This window comes from Providencia sp. PROV223, assembly GCF_028479245.1.
Lineage (GTDB): Bacteria > Pseudomonadota > Gammaproteobacteria > Enterobacterales > Enterobacteriaceae > Providencia > Providencia rettgeri.
In genome coordinates this window covers 27,198-42,923 of record NZ_JAMPNG010000008.1, presented here as the reverse complement: position 1 = coordinate 42,923, position 15,726 = coordinate 27,198, and the positions used below count along the sequence as shown (strand labels likewise).

Below are 15,726 nucleotides of genomic sequence, written 5' to 3'. Positions count from 1 at the left end.
AATAACTCGCATTATAGCTTGCTCTTTATCCTAAATAATTCGTGTTGTAGCTAGACGCCAATCGAGCTAACCTCTGGGAGCATACACAAGTATGTGACTAGAGTTAGCAAGTGCGGGCAACGACGCTACGGCGCGAAGTATGACGGATAAAATTAGATACTTTCGCCAGTGAGGAGACTAAACCCCACATCAAAATGCGTCTCGACAAGCTTCTTACCAGACATTCTCGCCAACAAAACTTCCGCCGCCTTGCGCCCCATTTGGTCCCTTGGCGTCAAAATACTTGCCAGTTTTGGCGTCATCACTTGCCCTACGTCATGGCCATGAAAACCTGAAATAGCAAGGTCTTGTGGGATTTGAATCCCTAGACGTTGACACTCAAAAATCGCCCCTATCGCCAAGTCATCATTGGTACAAAATAAACCGTCGGTATCTGGGTATTTAGCGCGGCAATCGTGCAGTAGTTGGGCACCTAGCGAATATGACGAGCTCGCTTGTGTCATCACATTACGAGGCTCAAGATTTGCATCGAGCATGGCCTGCTCATAACCCTTTAAACGAATAAAAGTACGCTCATCATGCCTTGCCCCTAAATACACAACTTTACGGCAGCCACGCTCAATCATCGCTTGGGTCATTTGGCGGGAAGCTTCAAAGTTATCGATACCCACTGCGATATCTAGGCAAGGTGAAACGCTATCCATAATCTCAACAACGGGGATCCCCGCAGTTTTCAGCATACGTAACGTGCGTTCAGTATGTGTTCGTTCGGCTAAAATCACACCATCAATATTATAAGAAAGTAGCGAGGTCAGCCGCTCTTCTTCTTTTTCTGCTAAATAACCATAGTGAGCGAGCATGGTTTGGTAACCATGACGGTCCGTCACTGCTTCAATTCCACGGATGACTTCGGCAAAAACTTGGTTAGTTAAAGATGGGAGCAATACCCCAATGGCATGGCTGGTTGAATTCGATAAAATATCGGGCGCCTTATTTGGAATATACCCGGAAGCCTCCACCGCCTGAGCAATTTTATCGCGCAAAGCTTCTGAAACCTGCTCTGGGTTTCGTAAAAAACGGCTCACCGTCATTTTTGTGACGCCAACTTGGTCGGCAACATCCTGCAGAGAAGGTCTTTTTTTCTTCATAAGTTCAAAGCGATATCCAATTCGTTAACGATAACTATGTTCTGCTATCTATTAATGGATAGCAATCTTTGTTACTGATTTACATCACATAAACATCGAATTTTCTGAGCACGGCAACTTTTATAGTTGACTCTCTATCATGACTCCGCTAATTTTCGCGTTATATAATTATTATCATAACGAAGCAATAAAATTAGATTATGGCAATCAATCGTAGGCAGTTCCTTAAATCCAGTGCAGCACTGGCTATTTTTTACAGCTTGCCGAGCTTTGCACAAACTCGCCTAGCCGTCGAAGCGGCCATATTTGGAAAACTCCCAGCACCAGAAAATATTCACCGAGTCATCAGTTCAGGTCCTCCTTCCGACTTACTGATGTTCGCATTAGCTCCTGAAAAGATGGTGGGTTTCGCCTCTATTTCGCTGAAAAAAGGGCAAACCGGCCTTTTTGCACCACAATGGCTTGAGCTGCCTGTTTATGGCCGCTTAGCAGGCCGTGGGAGCACCCTTTCTCTTGAGCAGCTGCTGTCTTATAGCCCAGATTTGATCATTGATACTGGAAACATTGACGAAACTTATCTCTCACAAGCGGAAAAGGTCGCCAAACAAACTCATGTACCTTATTTATTAATCGCCGGCGGGTTAAAAGATTCACCTCAACAACTTACACAACTAGGTGAAATATTAGGCGTTATCCCGCAGGCTCAAACATTGAGCCAACTCGCTCAACGCTATATTAATGATGCCACTTTATTTGCCAATCAAAACCAACAAAAATCGCTGAGTTTTTACCTTGCAAGAGGAGCAAAAGGTTTAGAAACTGGCGCTAAAGGCTCAATTCATACTGAAGCGATTGAAATGCTCGGGTTACGTAATGTGGTTGATATTCCTAATTTCCATGGTCTGACTACGGTTTCTATGGAGCAATTATATCAATGGAACCCTGACATCATTATAACTCAATATGACGAATCCATTGAATTAATGACAAATTTCGCATTATGGAGAGGCCTTGATGCCATTGCCAACAACCAATTATTACTATTTAGTGGCATGCCATTTGGTTGGTTAGATGGGCCTCCAGGGGTTAACCGCCTATTGGGAATGAGACGCCTACAAAGCCATTTTGATAAAAATATTGCTGCGAATATTAAGCATGATATCGCTGAGTTTTTTACTCATTTCTACCATTCATCATTAACGGCACAGCAAGTTGATTTGCTCATGGAAAAATCATGAATGATGTACTGAGACAAGGGAGAAGATCCTTTTTATTAATCATCATTTTATTAATAAGTTTTATTATCGCCTTAATAAGTGGTAAGTACTCACTTACATTCAATGAGCTTTATCATCTATTTGTCAGCCAGTTATCTTCTCATAACGAGTTGAGCAACCCGCGCCATGAAACCATTTTCTGGCAAATACGATTTCCTCGCACGTTAGCCGCTATTGTCATTGGTGGAGGTCTGGCTATTGCAGGAGCGGCTTACCAAGGTATGTTCCGTAACCCATTAGTTTCCCCTGATATTTTAGGCGTTTCCGCCGGTGCTGGCGTGGGTGCTGTTATCGGTATTTTCTTTGGCCAATCCTTATTTTACATTCAACTGAGCGCATTTATTGGTGGGCTAATCACCGTCTCCTTAGTCTGTTTTATTGCTCGATTAGCGCGGCAGCATGATCCTATTTTATCCTTGGTACTGGTCGGTGTTGCCATCAGTGCACTATGTGGTTCTGCCATCTCCTTAATGAAAATTCTTGCCGATCCCTACACTCAACTGCCTTCCATCACATTTTGGTTGTTAGGTGGATTGTCATCGATTACCCAAGCTGACCTAGTCTCCGTGTTACCGATGATGGTTATCGGTATTATTCCGTTATTATTATTACGCTGGCGAATGAATTTACTCAGTTTATCGGATGAAGAAGCCAAAAGCCTTGGGATCAATGTCAGTTTAACTCGTGCTATCTTCATTGTTTGTGCCACTTTACTCACGGCAAGTGCGGTTTCTATTGCGGGAATTATTGGCTGGATAGGCTTGATTGTGCCTCATATCACTCGAATGATAGTGGGCGCTAACTTTCGCTATCAACTCCCTGCATCACTGGCAATTGGTGCTATTTTATTACTCATTACAGATACCTTAGCACGGACTATTGCGGCAATTGAATTACCCATAGGCATTTTAACCTCCGCAATTGGCGCCCCCTTCTTTTTGGCTATTTTGTTACAGACAAGGCGGGTGAAATGAGTATTTTGTCTTTGCAAGAGGTCGCTATTGGTTATCATGGCATATCAATCATTGACGGTATTAATCTTTCGTTACCTAAAGGTGAGATTAGCTGCTTATTAGGCGCCAATGGCTGCGGTAAAACCACGTTAATGAAAACTTTACTGGGACTATTACCGGCAATTAAAGGTAAGGTCTGGCTCAATGGGCAAGAGATTAAGAACCTTAAACCCCGCGAAATCGCCAAAACTGTCGCCTATGTTCCTCAAGCTCATGATACCCCCTTTACCTTCACGGTACTTGATATGGTTATGATGGGCTTAACACCGCATATTTCATTATTTTCGGTTCCTAAAGAAACAGAAAAAAATTTAGCCTATCAACAACTCAAGCATCTGAATATCTCACATTTAGCATCACGCCTATACAGCACGCTTAGTGGAGGAGAAAAACAATTAGTATTGATAGCAAGGGCTTTAATACAAAAACCATTACTTCTAATTATGGATGAACCTGCCGCTAGCCTTGATTTTGGTAATCAAATTCGCCTACTTGAGCAAATAGAAAAATTAAAATCTCACGGTATGACAATTTTGATGTCAACTCACCATCCACAGCATGCCGCTGCTATCGCTGATAATGTTATTTTGCTCGATAAGCACCACAAAGCAAGGCAAGGGTTATCTAAATGTATGTTAACACTTACTAACTTAGCAGCCCTCTATAATGTGGATAAACATAGCATTCAATCTCACTTTCAGTTTCCATCAGCGTTTTCTAGTTAAGGTCAGAAGCCATGTTAATCAATCAAATCGATTTTGCAAAAATGTACCAGCAACATATGCAACAAGCTCAACGAAGCCGTAAAGAACCGGAACATTGGGATAAAAAAGCACAACAAATGGCGCAAACTTGCGCTAACCCCAATGACCCATATTTAGTCCAGTTTCGCAAATTAATGGATTTAACAGGTGCTGAAACACTGCTTGATGTGGGCTGCGGCCCTGGCTCCATCAGCCTGTGTCTTGCGAATGAATTCAAAGATGTTATTGGTATTGATTATAGTCGTGGCATGCTTGAGATGGCTGAACTGCGCGCAAAAGAACTCGCTATTCACCATGCACGCTTTGAAGTACTCGCATGGGAAGATGATTGGAGTTCATTGCCAAAAGTGGATATTTCAGTGGCATCGCGTTCAACACTCGTTGATGATTTAAAAGCCGCTTTACTCAAGCTCAATCGCCAAACAAAATTACGGGTTTACACCACTCATACCATCAACCCAACATTTATTGATGAACACATTATTCGCAAGATAGGCCGCGAAGTTATTCGTTTGCCAACCTACATTTACGCCGTGAATATTTTGCATCAAATGGGCATTAATGCGCGCGTTGATTTTATCAAAAGTCCTAAGAAAGGTGGGTTTGATAGCTTTGACACTTTCGCTGACAGCGTCAATTGGTCTCTTAAAAATATCACACCAGAAGAAACCGCTATCTTACGTAAGTACTATGATGAACAAACGGCTTTAGGTAAAACAATTCCTTATCCATCCAGAGATTGGGCGATGGTATCTTGGGATGTGGTTGATGAATCGGAACTGACATTATGATTTACCTACCCGATACATTAATCGACCAACTACTGCTAGATGACATTCAATACGGTGACCTCACCACACGGGCACTCGGCTTGCAGTCTCAAATGGGTGTAATAACCTTTACATCCAAATTCGGAGGTTGTATCAGTGGGCTGATTATCGCCAAACGCATGCTAGAGAAGCTGGGGATCTCTTGTGATTGCCACTTTCAAGATGGCCAACTTGTTGAGCCGCAAAGTGTTTTAATTTCTGCCACTGGGCCGATTGAAGCCTTGCATCAAGGCTGGAAAGCGGTGCAAAACGTGCTTGAATGGTGTAGTGGTGTCAGCCACTACACTCAGCAAATGGTCAGTATTTTGCGCCAATATCAACCGGATGGGCAGCTTGCGTGTACTCGAAAAACTATTCCTCATACCAAGCCTCTTGCCTTAACTGCGATTTTGGCAGGGGGCGCTATTATTCATCGAGCGGGTAGCGCAGAAAGCATTTTACTGTTCACCAACCATCGTCAATGCCTTGAAAATCCAGATGATTGGGCAAACCATATAAAAACACTGCGCCAAGCAGCCCCAGAAAAAATGATTATTGTCGAGGCTGATGATTACGAACAGGCCATTCTTGCAATCAATGCGCAAGCCGATATTGTACAACTCGATAAACTGCCCATTGAACAAATTCAGCAACTACAAGAACTCACCAAGCAGCAAAACCGGCCTTGCCAGCTATCGATTGCAGGTGGAATTAATTTAAAAACAATAGAAGCATTCGCGCAAACTGGTGTATCACTCTTAGTTACATCAGCGCCTTACTACGCAGCACCCCGAGATATAAAAGTGAAGATCTTTAAGCAGTAAGCTAAGAAGTTAGCGTCAGAAAAATCGTTCGTAAAAACAGCCTACCCCGTAGGCTGCATCCACTTATGGTTAATGACGCATATCGTTATATAAAAAATAATATATCGTTATTTACAAAACTGGAAAAACATAATGAAAATAAAACAAATTACCTATTGGATTGGGATGGCTTTATTCACGACACAGGGCTACTCAGCCTCACCTAACACTGAAAAAAATACCGATGTGATGTCCGTTTGGAGCACCCCGCTTGCCGCTGATGCTAACATCATCACAGAAAACCAAATGAAGCAGCTGAATAAAACAAGCGTCGCACAGGCGCTGAGTACCATGCCAGGAGTTTCTATTCAAAAATCAGGAAACCGCAATGAAACTCAAGTCAATGTACGTGGTTTTGATAGCCGCCAAGTACCTATTTTCTTTGATGGTATTCCAACTTACGTGCCTTATGACGGTACGCTAGACCTTGGCCGCTTTATGACTAGCGAGCTAGCCAGCGTAGAGCTATCTACCGGCTATACCTCTCTATTACAAGGCCCGAACCTGATGGGCGGGGCTATCAACTTAACCACCGCCACGCCTCAAAAACCCTTTGAAGCCAATATTAGCTTAAACCAAGGTTTTGCTCGCGGTGCAGATAACGCCCACAATATCAGCGCACGTTTAGGGGGGCGTAACGATCTCGGCTTTATTCAAGTCAGTGGCAGTCAATATAAGCAGCGCTTTATGGGAATACCGGGCTCAGAAAATAATAACCCATTAGCGGGTAATAATGGCCGTCGCCCGAATTCAGCAACTGATGACAAACGTATGATGGTGAAAGTAGGCTGGACACCACGAGAAGCAGATGAATACGTCGTGACTTATTTAAAACAAGAGGGTGATAAAAATAGTCCACCTAGCGTAACGAATAAAAAACAACAAATTTGGCAGTGGCCTGCTTATGATAAAGAAAGCATTTATTTCAACGGTACAACCCAAGTCACCGACGATATCGCCTTACAGAGTCGCCTATACCACGATACGTTCAAAAATACGCTTCATCAGTATAAATCTGTCAAAGATTACGAAAAAGGCCTTTATAACTACAGCCGTTACGATGATTACAGTAACGGTGCTGACATGCGTGTTGACTTCACCGTGCGTGAATTAGATATGCTGTCATTTGCTGCACACTGGAAAGAAGATGTCCACCGTGCACGCGCCAAAAGAGATGTCCCATTCGACCGCTATAAAGATAATACCTATTCTATTGCTACCGAATATCAATGGGTTGCCATGGATAACTTAGATATTATTGGTGGTATTGGCTATGACTGGCGCAAAAGTGCTGATGGTAAGCGCTATGATTACAAATCTGGTGATTTTGAAAAATACGATGGCAATAGCCAACATGCGTTCAACTGGGAAGTCATGGCTCGCTATCATTTAGAAAATAAAGATACCGTTCAATTTTCTATATCAGAAAGAAGCCGTTTCCCAACGCAAAAAGAGCGTTATACCAAAGAAAAAATGAAAAGTGACGACACATTCGTCATTAACCCACATATCAATACTGAGCGTGCTCTTACCTATGATTTGACTTACAAGGGACATATCTCACCCACTTGGTCATATACTTCAAGTCTCTATTATAACCATGTAACTGATGCCATTATGGCGCATCGTGTCGGTACTAATCAGGATGGAGGTTATATACTCGAAAATCGTAACAGCGGCAAAGTTGACTACTTTGGCATTGATTTAGGGACTAACGGGCAAATTACCGATTGGTTGGAAGCGGGTTTAAGTTACGGCTACATTCATGCTGATCCAAAACACTACAGCGTTAAACATGTTGCTGAATTACCTATCCACAAAGCCTTCGCTTGGGTGAAATTTACCCCTTATGAGCCATTCAGCATCACTGTAACCGAAGAAGCAAGAAGCTGGGCCTTTAATTATGTCGATGCAGATAGCAAAGTGCGTGGATATGCCAAAACTGACCTACGTTTAGATTATGACTTTGGACAAGGAATATCTGTTAATACATCAGTTAATAACTTATTCGATAAATCATATGAATATACTAATGGGTATATCGAAGAGGGTCGTAATTATTGGTTAGGTATTGAATATAAATACTAATCTAAATATATTAGGCAATGACTTTAATCATTGCCTAATATTATATAAATAAAATAAGATTAATCTGTGCTCCTGCAAAAATAATAAACATAAACCCCATAAAGTAAGCTTTAGAGGGCGAGAAAAGAAGGTTGTAAATTAAAGGCAAGATAAGTCTTAATTGAAATTACATCAAATTAAAACTAAATCTTTCAATTAATTATTCATCATGAGTTATGAATTTATAATAAATTTGTTTAATATATGTTTCATTTTATCTGTTTATTTTTAAATAAAATTAAATATCATTTTTTATATTTTATTTATTAGTCAAAAAAACTCAGCAAAGCTAAAATTTTTTGATGGCACCGCATTCATCTCTTGATTCTCAATAGTTCAAGAAACTGTGATAAACTTGTGTGCAGTAAACATTTGCATTTTTCAACGGGTGGGGTCAGTAAAATGGAAAAGATGAGTGAAAAAAAAGTTCTTGCGATGGCAGAACATATTTGCCAATCAAGAGGCGTCAGGTTGACACCACAGAGAGAAACGGTATTGAGCCTAATAGCACAACAGCATGGTGCGATCAGTGCTTATGATTTACTCGACTTACTACGTGAAATTGAACCTCAGGCTAAGCCACCTACCGTTTATCGTGGCCTTGAGTTTTTAATGGAACAAGGTTTTATCCATAAAATCGAATCAACCAACAGCTATGTTGTTTGTCACCATTTTGATAACCCAAGCCATATCTCTGTTATGTTAATTTGCGACCAGTGCGGAAGTGTAACGGAAAGTGATTGCACAACGATAGAAGCCGCAATTATTAATTTGGCAGATGAACACCAATTCCGCTTAAGGCATACCGTAGTGGAAAACCATGGTTTATGTAAAAATTGCGACGAAGTGAATAGCTGCCAAGATCATGAACATTGTCATCATAACCACGAACAACCTGTAACCCCTAAGAAAAAATAAATAGCCGGGCTGCTAGATCGTTTGATGAAATGCAAAGAGAAAATAGAGAAGAGAAAAATATAAGAAAGGAAACAAAACAGGCAGACTTCAGAATAAAACCATGAAATCTGCCTGCAATCGTCTTCACCGTCTGTAACCTACCATTACAGCTGGTTGCTAACGAAAATTAATACCAATCACTGTTACGAATAACCCCAACCGCTAAACCTTCAATAGTGAAATTTTGCTGACGCAAGTCAACAACAATAGGTTCGAATTCTGGGTTTTCTGCTATTAACTCAACACGGTTACCCTGTTGCTTAAAACGTTTAACAGTGACTTCATCTTCGATACGTGCAACCACTACTTGCCCGTTATGTACATTTTGTGTTTTATGCACAGCTAATAAATCGCCATCCATAATACCAATATCTTTCATGGACATCCCATTCACACGCAACAAGAAATCTGCATGTGGTTTAAACAGCTCAGGGTCAACTTGATAGTGGCTCTCAATATGTTCCTGTGCTAATAATGGTTCGCCAGCGGCTACACGTCCAATCAGAGGTAACCCCTGATCTTCGGTTTCTTCTTCAAGAAGCAGACGAATACCTCGAGATGCACCTGAGACGATTTCAATAACCCCTTTACGCGCTAAGGCCTTTAAATGTTCTTCTGCCGCATTAGGCGAACGAAAACCAAGGCTTGCTGCTATCTCAGCGCGTGTAGGAGGCATACCCGTCTGCGAAATGTGGTCACGCACTAGATCGTAAACCTGCTGTTGTCGAGCCGTCAGTGCTTTCATTCCGTTCCCCTGTTTGTTTATACAGTCAAGCTGTGAGTATATACAGGTAAATGAAGATTTGGAACAGTTAAATCGCTCAATTTAAGCATTTGTTATCGATTTACTTTCTTTTTACCTGATTAAGTAACCACACACCTTAACCAGAGAAATAGCGCTGCCATAATACGAGTACCCAAATGAACAACGCTAAACCGATACTCACAAATACTGCGGCAGAACCAATATCTTTAGCTCTCCCTGAAAGTTCATGATATTCACTTCCGATACGGTCAACTACGGCTTCTATCGCGCTATTCAGTAATTCGACTATTGCCACCAGAACAACAGAACTCACTAACAAAATTCTATCTATATAGCTGATATCTAAATAAAATGCGATAAAAATCGCGATAATTGCAGCAACAGATTCCTGCCTAAATGCAGCTTCATTAACCCAAGCTGCCTTCAAACCTTTAAGGGAATACCCCGCAGCTTTAATCACTCGCGTGAAGCCCTTAACTTGACTCGCCATATTTATTCCTTAAAAAATACAAACAATAATCGATTTTTACGGTCAAAGTGAATTGTCAGTAACAGATCTAACCATGTATTTCTGGTATGATTGCGCAGCATTGTTAACAAGAGGCTATAATCATTTATGTCACTATGGCGTAAAATATATTACAACACGTTGAATTTACCACTTAAATTATTGGTAAAAAGTAAACTAATTCCTTCGGATCCCGTCACTGAGTTGCAGCTTGATGTCAACAGGCCAACCCTATACGTATTACCCTATCATTCGAAGTCTGACCTCCTCACGCTACGGCACCAATGCTTAGCTATTGGTCTGCCAGACCCGCTGGTCGACAATGATATCAATGGAACGAAGCTTCCGGCCTACGTTTTTATCGATGATGGCCCACGTGTTTTTCGCTATTATTCACCGAATCCACGTAAGGATTCAGTAAAAACATTCCATGCTTATTTAGATTTGCATAAAAACAACCCAAATCTAGATATTCAAATGCTACCGGCATCCGTGATGTTTGGGCGCTCACCTGGTCGTGAAGGCCATACCCCAGCACCACCACTGAAACTGTTAAATGGCATCCAAAAATTCTTCGCCGTTTTATGGTTAGGACGTGACAGCTTCGTACGTTTATCTCCGATTGTCTCAATTGGGAAAATGGCACAAGACCACGGTACAGACACCATTATTGCCAACAAACTTGCTCGTGTCGCACGTATTCACTATTCGCGCCAACGTCTCGCAGCAGTTGGGCCTAAACTCCCTGCACGTTATGAGCTGTTTAATAAGTTATTGACGTCAAAAGCAATTGAAAAAGCCGTTGAAGACGAAGCGCGCAGTAAAAAAATTCCACTCAAAAAAGCTCAGCAAAATGCCGTTGGGATGATGGAAGAAATCGCAGCCAATTTCTCTTATGAAGCAGTACGTTTAACGGATAGGGTTCTTAGTTGGACTTGGAATCGCCTTTATCAAGGCATTAATGTTCAGCACGCTGAACGAGTCCGCCAGCTAGCACAAGACGGCCATGAAATCGTTTATGTGCCATCCCACCGTAGCCATATGGACTACTTACTGCTCTCATATGTGCTATACCATCAAGGGCTAGTTCCACCCCATATTGCCGCGGGGATCAACCTCAATTTCTGGCCTGCAGGGCCTATTTTCCGTCGTTTAGGGGCCTTTTTTATTCGCCGAACGTTCAAAGGCAATAAACTGTATTCGACCGTTTTCCGCGAATATTTAAGTGAGCTATTTGCCCGAGGTTACTCCATCGAGTACTTTGTGGAAGGTGGGCGCTCACGTACCGGTCGTTTGTTACAGCCTAAGACGGGTACTCTCTCCATGACGTTACAAGCGATGTTGCGCGGTGACTCACGCCCTATCACCATTGTTCCTATCTACATCGGGTATGAGCATGTGATGGAAGTGGGTACTTACGCCAAAGAACTGCGCGGTGCAGAAAAAGAGAAAGAAGGCTTTTTCTCTATGGTTCGCGGCTTACGTAAATTGCGCAACCTAGGCCAAGGCTATGTTAACTTTGGCCAGCCAATTTCGCTTCCACACTATCTCAACCAGCGTGTACCTGATTGGCGCGACTCTATCGACCCTATCGAACCACAAAGACCAACTTGGCTAAACCCAACGGTCAGTTCGTTAGCTGATAACATTATGGTCAATATTAATAATGCAGCCGCAGCCAATGCGATTAACCTGTGTGCGACTGCGTTACTGGCTTCTCGTCAACGCTCACTGACTCGTGAGCAACTAGTTGAACAAGTCGACTGTTACCTGCAATTATTGCGCAATGTGCCATACACCGCAGATGCTACAACGCCAAATAAAACGGCCGAGCAATTGTTAGAACATGCTTTGCAAATGGATAAATTTGAAGTCGAAAAAGACAGCATGGGGGATATTATCATTCTTCCTCGCGAAAATGCCGTCTTGATGACCTATTACCGTAACAATATCCATCATTTATTAGTATTACCATCGCTAATAACTAGCATTGTGTTGCACCATGAACGCATTAGCCGCCAAGACATTCACTATCAAGTAGGCCAAATTTACCCATTCTTAAAAGCAGAACTGTTTATGCGTTATAACAGTGATGAGCTACATGAGACGGTAGATACACTAATTGATGAACTGAATAACCAAAAGCTAATTTGCTTAAAAGAAGATGATGTGGTGGTGCTAAATCCTCGCCGTATTCGTCCATTACAGCTCTTAGCCGCAGGCGTTCGTGAGACTTTACAACGTTATGCAATCACATTGTCATTACTCAATGCGAGCCCGGAAATTAGCCGTAATACACTGGAAAAACAAAGTCGTATCCTTGCGCAACGCCTTTCTGTTTTACACGGTATTAACGCTCCTGAATTCTTTGATAAAGCGGTATTCTCCACATTGGTCGATACCCTAAGGGAGGAAGGCTACATTGATAATAATGAAAATGATATCTTTGTAACCAATGCACAGAAACTGTATGCCGTTCTGGCTCGCTTGATGTCACCTGAGATCCGTTTAACTATTGAAAGTGTTAGCCAAGACGATGAGTTTTCCACTGCGATAGAGAAGAATACAGAAACTGAAACAAATGCAGACTAGAAATCTTGGAGCTAAATAAGTAAAAGGGGTAATGTTATTCACATTACCCCTTTTATTTAATAGAGCTAGTGCTAACAATAATCTATGTCCTAAATAATTCGAAGTGCCGCACCAATGATGAATTGTTTTTTGAAACCACTGAGTTCGATTAATCAAGGTGATGTTGCTGAATTATTTATCTAGTATTATCTCTGAGCATCGCTTCGTTAAAGAAATCCAAACCAATGGCGCTTACTTTTGGTTCCTAGATATAGGACTCACTGAAAAAGTATCGAATTCCGCCACACTAACCAAAACAGCCAATACCTAATATTGATAGCTAGACGGATAGGCGATTTTTACGTGTATTCAATATTATTTTAATAAAAGAAAAGCCGCCAAAACCCAACATAAAAAATTGATAAATAACAAATAAATTCAAAAAAAACACACAGTTTGAAATATGGTAAATATCAAAAAATAATTTCAATTCATAATAAATTATCATTTCTTAATTAATCCCACTCTCTATGACTTCTTATTTAGTCCAAACAAGTACGTTCACATTATCAATCTAAATATATAAATTTCACCGCAAGACGAAATGCAATCATTGAGTCGAGTATTAACATCCACCACCAAAATGAGGCATTAGATTACATAACTGAAATTTATAACAGCAACTCAATATCTGCTTATCTCACTCTATTATTGGTGTTTAGCACCTTTGATAGTTCATTTATTCACAATGGAAATATCCTAATTATGGAAACAACGACTTAAAGGAAGGAATAAAAGGAATAAATAAATGATTTTTGGTATTAACCGTTACAGTATCAAATCATCTCAGATGCCCTTATTGATTCCCGTTTTACTGTCCGTATCCATCATACCAACTGGTTCAGTCTTTGCTACTGGGTTTGTAGATGGAATCAAAGTGAAGCCTTACCACCTGCAGACAGGAGAGACCGTTCACAGTGTGGCTCATCAATACAATCTGACGGTGGAGGAATTAAAAACATTAAATCAAAAACGCAATTTCGCCCGCGCTTTTGAACAACTTTCAGCTGGAGATCAAATCGATGTACCAAGCACTTACATCGCCAATACGACAGATAAAACGACGAAGAAAGGTGTACAAGTAAACGACTCAGATAGTGAAATTGAGAACTGGTTGGCCCAAACTGCCCCTAACTTTTTCCAAGCGATGAACACACAAAGTGCAGAGGAGTACCTGACTAAACAGGCCAAGGATATGGCGGTGAGCACAGCGTCATCAACCATGGAGAGTTGGTTAAATCAATATGGTACCGCACAAATTAGTGTACAGCCGGGAGATAAACTGTCACAAAGTACGCTGTCTGCCGACATGCTGTTACCTGTATATCAAAACCCAGATTGGCTGGTGTTCACCCAGTTAGGAGGTCGGAACCTTAATGATCGCACCACCCTAAACTTAGGAGTGGGCGCTCGTCGGTTCAATGAGCAATGGATGTATGGCGTCAACACCTTTTATGACGCTGATATTACAGGTGGGAACAGCCGACTCGGTATTGGCGGAGAATTGTGGTCCGATAATCTACGCTTTTCAACCAATGGTTATCTGCGACTCAACAACTGGCATCAGTCACGGGATTTTGACGACTACGATGAACGCCCCGCCAACGGATTTGATATGACCGCCAGTGCTTGGTTGCCATCTTATCCACAACTTGGTGGCAAACTGAAATATGAACAATATTTCGGTGATGAAGTGGCAATGAAAGGTAAGGACTCTCGTAGTAAGTCGCCAAAAACAATGACTGTAGGGTTGAATTACACACCTATTCCATTAATTACCCTTGGGGGTGACTGGCGTACAGGACAAGGAACTGATGATCTGCAACTTCAGGCACAACTGACCTATTCATTCGGTGTGCCTTGGAAAGACCAAATATCATCGAGTTCAGTTGCTCGCCTGCGTTCGCTCTCAGGCAGCCTAATGGCACTGGTTGAGCGCAATAACAACATTGTACTCGAATACCGTAAACAGGATTTGATCAGTTTAATACTGCCGCAGGAAATCCGTGGTCGAGGTGCCAGCCTACAGTCACTGAGCGCTATCTTAAAAGCGAAATATGGTGCTGAACGTGTGAAATGGGGAATGCTGACAGAGTTTTCATCCAACGGTGGGAAAGTACAGTCTGTTGGCAAAAGTTTAACAGCTTGGCAAATTCGCCTACCTGCTTGGCAGGCGGGTAAAAGCAATACTTATACCCTAAGTGCTATTGCATGGGATGGAAAGGGAAATGCATCAAAACCGGCCTATATAAAAGTGATTGTCGACGCAGGGTTTTCTAACCGCTACTCAAGTTTGACTGTTGGATCAGGTGTACTGAATGTCGATCAGTCGGAGGTATTAACGCTGACGATGCGGGATGAGCAGAATGCACCGATGACTAAATTGGCTTCATCGATTCAGTTGCCGTTCGCCTTCACGACACAAAAAGGCGGGTCATCACTATCGCCTTCGCAAAGTGGCGTTAAGTTGGAGGCGTTGAAAGAAACGGCACCGGGTGTTTATACCACCACCATCACCACTGGAAAATTGCCGGGCACCCTCATTTTTAGTCCGAAGGTAGAGGGGATCAATCTAGCGTCAACAAAAATAGAAGTGATGGCAGCCCCCGTAGGATTACAAATATTTCATAACGGCAGTGTTATAAAAAAGCGCCCCGTCGTTGGGGATGTCCTAACAGCAACACCAGAGTGCCAAGTCAACTGCATTTTGCCGACAGCTTGGCAATGGGAAGTGGAGACAATACAAGGATCAGGACAGTATCAAGCGATTAATGGCGCTACAGCCATGACATATACAGTCACCGCAGACACGCAAAAACGCAGGTTGCGAGCGACCGCACAATAAATACGCCTATAGGGCAAC

13 protein-coding genes are annotated in these 15,726 nt (G+C 42.0%); 10 read left to right on the top strand and 3 right to left on the bottom strand.

Annotated features, from left to right (window positions below; all coding sequences use genetic code 11):
- Positions 1 to 152 precede the first annotated feature (152 nt).
- A complete protein-coding gene (gntR, locus tag PR767_RS10990; RefSeq protein ID WP_109913062.1) occupies positions 153 to 1,148 on the bottom strand; it encodes a gluconate operon transcriptional repressor GntR in 996 nt (331 codons plus the stop codon).
- 200 nt (positions 1,149 to 1,348) lie between these two features.
- Here gntR and PR767_RS10985 point away from each other — a divergent pair, with 200 nt between their 5' ends.
- The 7 genes from PR767_RS10985 to zur all read left to right on the top strand — a co-directional run bounded on the left by PR767_RS10985 (position 1,349) and on the right by zur (position 8,919).
- Positions 1,349 to 2,386: an ABC transporter substrate-binding protein gene (locus PR767_RS10985; protein WP_272520329.1), complete on the top strand. Its 1,038-nt coding sequence runs from the start codon at positions 1,349 to 1,351 to the stop codon at positions 2,384 to 2,386.
- A complete protein-coding gene (locus PR767_RS10980) occupies positions 2,383 to 3,399 on the top strand; it encodes a FecCD family ABC transporter permease (RefSeq protein ID WP_004915197.1) in 1,017 nt (338 codons plus the stop codon). The genes PR767_RS10985 and PR767_RS10980 overlap by 4 nt, the downstream gene beginning before the upstream one ends.
- Positions 3,396 to 4,163: an ABC transporter ATP-binding protein gene (locus PR767_RS10975; RefSeq protein ID WP_272520328.1), complete on the top strand. Its 768-nt coding sequence runs from the start codon at positions 3,396 to 3,398 to the stop codon at positions 4,161 to 4,163. Before PR767_RS10980 ends, PR767_RS10975 begins: the two co-directional genes overlap by 4 nt.
- Positions 4,164 to 4,174: 11 nt before the next feature.
- Positions 4,175 to 4,993, top strand: a complete 819-nt coding sequence (locus PR767_RS10970) for a class I SAM-dependent methyltransferase (protein ID WP_115166476.1) — start codon at positions 4,175 to 4,177, stop codon at positions 4,991 to 4,993.
- Positions 4,990 to 5,835, top strand: a complete 846-nt coding sequence (gene modD, locus PR767_RS10965; protein ID WP_272520327.1) for a ModD protein — start codon at positions 4,990 to 4,992, stop codon at positions 5,833 to 5,835. The genes PR767_RS10970 and modD overlap by 4 nt, the downstream gene beginning before the upstream one ends.
- Positions 5,836 to 5,967: 132 nt before the next feature.
- A complete protein-coding gene (locus PR767_RS10960; RefSeq protein WP_272520326.1) occupies positions 5,968 to 7,962 on the top strand; it encodes a TonB-dependent receptor plug domain-containing protein in 1,995 nt (664 codons plus the stop codon).
- A 441-nt stretch (positions 7,963 to 8,403) separates the two neighbouring features.
- Entirely contained in the window at positions 8,404 to 8,919 is a 516-nt protein-coding gene (gene zur, locus PR767_RS10955; RefSeq protein ID WP_004915213.1) for a zinc uptake transcriptional repressor Zur, read from the top strand.
- Positions 8,920 to 9,085: 166 nt separating this feature from the next.
- Here the strand turns inward: zur and lexA are convergent, their stop codons facing one another.
- Both lexA and PR767_RS10945 read right to left on the bottom strand, forming a co-directional pair.
- On the bottom strand, positions 9,086 to 9,703 hold the full coding sequence (lexA, locus tag PR767_RS10950; protein WP_004915217.1) for a transcriptional repressor LexA: 618 nt from the start codon (positions 9,701 to 9,703) through the stop codon (positions 9,086 to 9,088).
- 136 nt (positions 9,704 to 9,839) lie between these two features.
- The gene (locus tag PR767_RS10945) at positions 9,840 to 10,214 is read right to left on the bottom strand and encodes a diacylglycerol kinase (protein WP_198641972.1); all 375 of its coding nucleotides are present in this window, start codon (positions 10,212 to 10,214) and stop codon (positions 9,840 to 9,842) included.
- Between the two features lie 126 nt (positions 10,215 to 10,340).
- Here PR767_RS10945 and plsB point away from each other — a divergent pair, with 126 nt between their 5' ends.
- The 3 genes from plsB (at position 10,341) to PR767_RS10930 (ending at position 15,708) form a co-directional block, all read left to right on the top strand.
- On the top strand, positions 10,341 to 12,824 hold the full coding sequence (gene plsB, locus PR767_RS10940; RefSeq protein WP_272520325.1) for a glycerol-3-phosphate 1-O-acyltransferase PlsB: 2,484 nt from the start codon (positions 10,341 to 10,343) through the stop codon (positions 12,822 to 12,824).
- Between the two features lie 157 nt (positions 12,825 to 12,981).
- Positions 12,982 to 13,134 (top strand): transposase, encoded by a 153-nt coding sequence (locus tag PR767_RS10935; protein WP_206276771.1) that lies wholly within the window; start codon positions 12,982 to 12,984, stop codon positions 13,132 to 13,134.
- Positions 13,135 to 13,740: 606 nt separating this feature from the next.
- A complete protein-coding gene (locus tag PR767_RS10930; RefSeq protein WP_272520324.1) occupies positions 13,741 to 15,708 on the top strand; it encodes an inverse autotransporter beta domain-containing protein in 1,968 nt (655 codons plus the stop codon).
- The last annotated feature ends 18 nt before the right edge of the window (positions 15,709 to 15,726 follow it).